The organism is Psychromonas marina (assembly GCF_030161115.1).
GTDB lineage: Bacteria > Pseudomonadota > Gammaproteobacteria > Enterobacterales > Psychromonadaceae > Psychromonas > Psychromonas marina.
Genome location: NZ_BSPQ01000011.1, coordinates 1 through 6,079, shown reverse-complemented (window position 1 = coordinate 6,079; position 6,079 = coordinate 1). Strand labels below are relative to the sequence as shown.

6 protein-coding genes are annotated in these 6,079 nt (G+C 36.1%); 5 read left to right on the top strand and 1 reads right to left on the bottom strand.

Going from position 1 to position 6,079, the window contains the following annotated elements:
• Positions 1 to 154 precede the first annotated feature (154 nt).
• On the bottom strand, positions 155 to 277 hold the full coding sequence (locus QQK09_RS12015) for a hypothetical protein (protein ID WP_284204392.1): 123 nt from the start codon (positions 275 to 277) through the stop codon (positions 155 to 157).
• Between the two features lie 277 nt (positions 278 to 554).
• Here QQK09_RS12015 and QQK09_RS12010 point away from each other — a divergent pair, with 277 nt between their 5' ends.
• The 5 genes from QQK09_RS12010 (at position 555) to QQK09_RS11990 (ending at position 5,958) form a co-directional block, all read left to right on the top strand.
• Positions 555 to 1,103: a hypothetical protein gene (locus tag QQK09_RS12010; protein ID WP_284204391.1), complete on the top strand. Its 549-nt coding sequence runs from the start codon at positions 555 to 557 to the stop codon at positions 1,101 to 1,103.
• A 2,586-nt stretch (positions 1,104 to 3,689) separates the two neighbouring features.
• Positions 3,690 to 3,983 carry a hypothetical protein gene (locus QQK09_RS12005; protein WP_284204390.1) on the top strand — a complete coding sequence of 98 codons (294 nt, stop codon included), beginning with the start codon at positions 3,690 to 3,692 and terminating at the stop codon, positions 3,981 to 3,983.
• A gap of 154 nt (positions 3,984 to 4,137) precedes the next feature.
• Positions 4,138 to 4,494: a hypothetical protein gene (locus tag QQK09_RS12000; protein ID WP_284204389.1), complete on the top strand. Its 357-nt coding sequence runs from the start codon at positions 4,138 to 4,140 to the stop codon at positions 4,492 to 4,494.
• A 126-nt stretch (positions 4,495 to 4,620) separates the two neighbouring features.
• A complete protein-coding gene (locus QQK09_RS11995; protein ID WP_284204388.1) occupies positions 4,621 to 5,094 on the top strand; it encodes a hypothetical protein in 474 nt (157 codons plus the stop codon).
• Between the two features lie 438 nt (positions 5,095 to 5,532).
• Complete coding sequence (locus tag QQK09_RS11990) at positions 5,533 to 5,958, top strand: GFA family protein (RefSeq protein ID WP_284204387.1); 426 nt, start codon at positions 5,533 to 5,535, stop codon at positions 5,956 to 5,958.
• The last annotated feature ends 121 nt before the right edge of the window (positions 5,959 to 6,079 follow it).

Below are 6,079 nucleotides of genomic sequence, written 5' to 3'. Positions count from 1 at the left end.
TATGGCTCTGGTTGAAAAACTAACCCACGGTAGAGGCTAGCACCTTAGTGGGAGTCATTATGTCTATGTGTCAGTTCTATGATTTGTTTATCGAGTTGATATGGAAGTGCTGAAGAGAGAGAAAGCTCTGTAATAGAGCTTTAATATTTATATTTTATTTATGATAGTGAGTATCTAGGTCTTTATGTTTTGGCTTGTTTTCTGGAGTAACACTGCGTCTTTGATCTGTTTTTCCAGTTGATTTAGCTTTTGGTTTCGGACCTGGTTTAATGCTCATATATAAATGCCTCAATAATGTATGAATAGTAGTTTTACTGGTTAACATCCATGCGTTCAAGATTTCCTGTGTACTTGCACAGTATAAATTAATTGATAGGTTTTGGCTATTGGTTTGTTGTTTTTAATCGCCAGTAGCGTTGATTAACACATAACAAGAACTTTAAACGGAACATAAACAGTTGGCTATGTTTCGCTTCGCTACACAATTTTAGCCAACTATTTCTGTCCGCTTAAGTGGGCGTTAGGCACCATTAACAAGGAGTTCACTGAGCTTTATGGGTACATTAGATTTTGTTGCATCGTTAGTAAATTCATTGGCATGGCCGGTAGGTGTTGTCTGCTGTATATACATATTAAAAGCACCAGCTGGGAAACTATTAGAACGAGTTTCTAAGCTTAAATATGGAGAATTGGAAGCGGAATTTCAAGAAAGGTTAAATAAGATTGAGACTACTCAGGTTGGTGACGAAAACAAAGTAGTTGAAGAAGATACCATTACTTCAATTTCCTTAACCGAGCTGTCTGAGGTTTCTCCTCGAGCTGCAATTCTAGAAGCGTGGGTAAGCTTAGAAAAAACAACATCTGTATTTTGTCAGGCTAATGGACTTCCTGCAAAGGTTTCGTACCAAGGTTTATTTAAGCTTGCCAAAGAAAAGGATCTAGATATTGAGCCTTTTCAAGCTGCATATCAGGAGCTTCGTGTTCTCCGAAATAAAGCAGTACACGCATCTGATTTAGATATTACTGCTACAACTGCAAAACAATACGTAAAAACTGCAAATTTTGTTGCGCAAGAGTTAAGTATGAGGTCCCATAGTGCCTAACAAGGCGTTTAAACGGAACAAAAACAGTGGGTTACGTTTCGCTTCGCTACACATTATAACCCACAATTTTTGTCCGCTTAACGCGGCGTTAAATGGCTTTCGTAGAGGTCTTTTGGGTTTGTGTTTCTTAGGTCTGTTTTGTGTAAAGTTGTATGCGAAGTTGGCTTGTTTGTTTCCTTTTAATTTATCTGAAACTGGCTATTTTAATTGTCTCCATGAATGTAATTCGTAACTAGCACATTTACGCCATTTTCAAGTGCGGTGAGTTGGCTTGGTTTTCAACGTAGCTTCTCAAAAATGTAAATAGAACAATGTATTAACTTCGTTCATCAACGAGCTTCGTTTATGATAATGGTTAAATTATAAGTGGTTTAAAGCCTGATTTTACAGTTCAATTGATTGTTCACTCGGCCTACCATTTAACAAGAGCATTCAAGCGGAATAAAAACAGTTGGCTACGTTTCGCTTCGCTCCACAATTATAGCCAACTATTTTTATCCGCTTAATAGCGGCGTTAAATGGCTTTCGTAGAGGTCTTTTGGGGTTGTGTTTCTTAGGTCTATTTTGTGTAAAGTCGTATGCGAGGTTGGCTTGCTTGATACCTTTGAAATTATTTGAAACTGGATATTTTAATCGTGACCATGAATGTAATTCGTAACTTGCACATTTATGCCACTTTCAAGTGCGGTGAGTTGGTTTAGTTTTTAACCTCGCCTCTCAAAAATGCAAATAGAACAATGTATTAACTTCGTTCATCAACGAGCTTCGTTTATGATAATGGTTAAATTATAAGTGGTTTAAAGCCTGATTTTACAGTTCAATTGATTGTTCACTCGGCCTACCATTTAACAAGAGCATTCAAGCGGAATAAAAACAGTTGGCTACGTTTCGCTTCGCTCCACAATTATAGCCAACTATTTTTATCCGCTTAATAGTGGCGTTAATTGGCCTTAAAATTATTTGGGGTATGTTTTCAATTTTAAGTGTTTTTATTACCGACTAATTGATGAAATACGCTCAAATAAGTTGTCTCGAATGTGACTTTTAATCTGCACATTCAGCCAGATTAAGGTATTTTCGCTAATAGAGTTTTGCTTTTATAAAAACCAAAAGCATAAAACTCATTAGCTTAGTTTTTAGTAAATAGAGGCTTCATTTTTTGCCTAGTTTTTACGTAATATTGAACGTGCAATTTTGCTAAAAAGGTGTGTAGTTTCCGCTTGGTATTTGGGTTCTCAATATCGAAATGGTCACTAGAGTAATTGGTATTTAAAGTTCTATTATCGGCATCAATTAACAAGGCATTTAAACGGAATAAAAACAGTGGGTTATGTTTCGTACCTCAACATTTTAACCCACTTTTTTTATCCGCTTAATGCGGCGTTAATTGGCCTGCAGAGTGGGCGAGATTTATTGGTGTGAAGTGTTGGTTGTTCATCGGTCTTAGAATATTGTTTAGTTTCTTTGATAGTGTGAATTTCTGATTTTATGCTTTATACCAAATTGTAAATCGTATACCTTATTTAACGAGTTTTATTCGTCAATTAGCTTCGTTAATTTAAAGTATTTAGAAATGTGGTTTTGTAAAATCACGTTATGGTGCAACTTCGAGGTTGCAAAGTTGAATGGCCAATTAACAAGGGCATTCAAGTGGAAAAATAACAGTTGGCCATCGCTTCGCGATTATACGCCAACCATTATTTTCCACTTAATAGCAGCGTTATAAAGTGTTCATTTAGTGTGTTGAGGTTGGTTTTGTAAGTCCAAAAGTCAGCAATATTTTTAGCGAAGTTGGCATCACTAACTTCGTTTTAAGATTGCTCAAACTGGCTAGTTTTTCAAAGCCTAATTGTCGTCACTTGCTGTGTTTTACACTTCAAGTGCGGTAGCCTGTTTGAGTGTCCAAAACCGAGTTTTATTCGGTAATTTAAAATTGGTTTTTAGCTTCGTTCGTCAACGTGCGTCGCTGAAAATTAATCTTAAATTTAAAAGGGCTGTTATATCGTAATGTTGCCTTTCAATTGTAAGGTTCAATCGTTGACTTTATAACAAGCAATTTAAGTCGGAACAAAAACAGTTGGCTTTGTTTCGTACCTCAACAAGTATAGCCAACCATTTTTGTCCGCTTAATGTGGGCGTTATAAAGTGTTCATTTAGTGTGTTGAGGTTGGTTTTGTAAGTCCAAAAATCAGTAAATTTTTTGGCGAAGTTGGCATCACTAACTTCGTTTTAAGATTGTTCAAATGGGCTAGTTTTTCAAAGCCTAAACGTCGTCACTTGCTGTGTTTTTCACTTCAAGTGCGGTAGCCTGTTTGGGTGTTCAAAACCGATAATTATTCGGCGATTTAAAATTAGTTTTCAGCCTCGCTCGTCAACGCGCTTCGCTGAAAATTAATCTTAAATCGAAAAGGGCAGCTATATTGAAATGTTGCCTTTCAATTGCAGGGTTCAATGGTTGACTTTATAACAAGCAATTTAAGTCGGAACAAAAACAGTTGGCTTTGTTTCGTACCTCAACAAGTATAGCCAACCATTTTTGTCCGCTTAATGTGGGCGTTAGTATTTCATTTTAATATCGAGTCTATTATGGGAATCAAAAGGTTTGTTATCGGGTGGACACTACTTTGGCTTATTTTCTCCTGTTATTTTGTTTATGAATCTGGCTTTGAATATGATGTCCAAACGGGTGTTGCATTTGGTTTAATTAGCTATTTATTAGGTATGCCTGCTAGTTACTTTGGAGGTTCTCTTGCGAGTTATATTAGTATTGAATGCGGATTGCATGGCTCTGAGCAAGTAGTTGCATTGGTTCTTTGTTGTTATCTATTTTCTTTGGTATTTTGGACTTTATTTATAAAAGTCATTGTACAAAATCGTTGACATATTGGGGTGCGAATAACCTGCACTTAAAATACTAACAAGGCGTTTAAACGGAACTAAAACAGTGGGTTACGTTCCGCTGCGCTACACAGTATAACCCACTATTTTAGTCCGCTTAACGCGGCGTTAGCACTACTTGAGGGAGCACTATGTTTTGAAATATGCAGTTATACTTTTATTATGTGCAATAGCTCCTTGTACATCGTATTCTGAAGCTTTGTTCATAGATGATGGAGCTAAGGTAAGTGAGTTATCAGATATACGAGGTCTTGCCTATTCAGTAATGGATGCAGAAGGCGAAAATTGTTCTGAAATAAAAGATAGAGATTTACGAAGTGTCTGCAAATGTAAATACCGTGAAGAGCCATTAATAAAATTTCGGCATGGGTATAAATCAATAAGAGATAATAACCCTCAATACATCGGTAAAACTGTTGCATATACTAAAGAAAATAAAACATACTCGCTTAACTTTTTAGGTTATGAGCTTATCAGCAAGTGGTGTCTGTAGTGCTAACAAGCAATTTAAACGGAACTAAAACAGTTGGCTATGTTTCGCTTCGCTACACTATTTTAGCCAACAATTTTTGTCCGCTTAATGTGGGCGTTATGTTTTCTTAATTTAGAGGTTTATAGCATGAGCATATTATTTACGTTATTAGGTGCCATTGCGTACTTAGCTGGGATTGCTTTTTTCATGGCGGCTAAAAGTTCGATCCATGAAGGAGTTGCTCTTATTGCAATATTGAATGGAACTGTTTTTTTTGTCGGAGCAGGGATAATTTCTACTATAAGCTGTTCAAAAGATAATAGTATCAATTCAGAAAATGAAGTTGTAAAAGAAGGTTCTCTTCCAAGTAACGATATTAGTCTTAATGAAACTCCTCTTACGCAAAGTGAGCATTCAAAAAATGATAAAGATGAAAAAATAGTTCAGAGCTCTAGTCATCTTAGTAAAAATACAGTTTTGATAAACACACTGAAAAAATCATCTTTAAGTATAGATTTCAATACAACTTTCAAACTATGCGAAATATGTAATGATTCAAAAACAGGACAGTTAATCAATCAACACTTTGTATGTAGTAATTGTAAAGACAGCTATCTATAAACCTAACAAAAACATAACAAGCAATTTAAGTCGGAACAAAAACAGTTGGCTTTGTTTCGTGCCTCAACAAGTATAGCCAACTACTTTTGTCCGCTTAATATGGGCGTTAGCTGGCTTACGTGAGCGTGCTTTTGGGTTTTGTGGGCTTTCTTGTATTTCGTAGTTCACTTTTCTATCTTGGGATTTTTCCTCGTGGGTTTAACGTGATTTTAGAAGGTTGCTAGTTTTTGTGTGTAACCTTGGGTTTGTATTCGATTTACAATAAATGTTCAGCTTCACATTCGTTGTGCAAATTTCCAAAAAATAGTAGTTTAGTAATCTGATTAAGGTTACTTTAAGCCGTGCTAACAAGGCACTTAAACGGAACAAAAACAGTTGGTTACGTTTCGCTTCGCTACACATTATAACCAACTATTTTTGTCCGCTTAGTGCGGCGTTATGAGTAATCCAAATATTGAGGTTTCAATGGTAACCGGAAGCTGTTTGTGCGGTAATGTTAAATATGAAATATCAGGTGAAATTGGCGATATAGTCCATTGCCACTGTCAAACTTGCCGTAAAGCCCATGGCTCTGCATTTTCAAGTGTTGCAGGTGTTAATGACTCTGATTTTAAATTACTAGGTGATGTGCAACTAGGTTGCTATGAATCATCTCCTGGTAAAAATAGATATTTTTGTTCCAATTGTGCTACTCAAATCTATGCAAAAAAAGATAATTCTAAGCATATAGTTTTACGTTTGGGTTCATTGGATGACGATCCTAAATCTAAAGAAATAAATCACATTTGGGTGTCTCAAAAAGCGAGTTGGTATTCGTTGAATAGTAACTTACCAGAGCACTTAGAATTCGAAAAATACTCATAACAAGTTGCTTAAACGGAATAAAAACAGTTGGCCATCGCTTCGCGATTATAGCCAACCATTTTTATCCGCTTAGCAAGGCGTTGGTATGACTTCCCACGTCAATCTAAATATTACTTTTCCC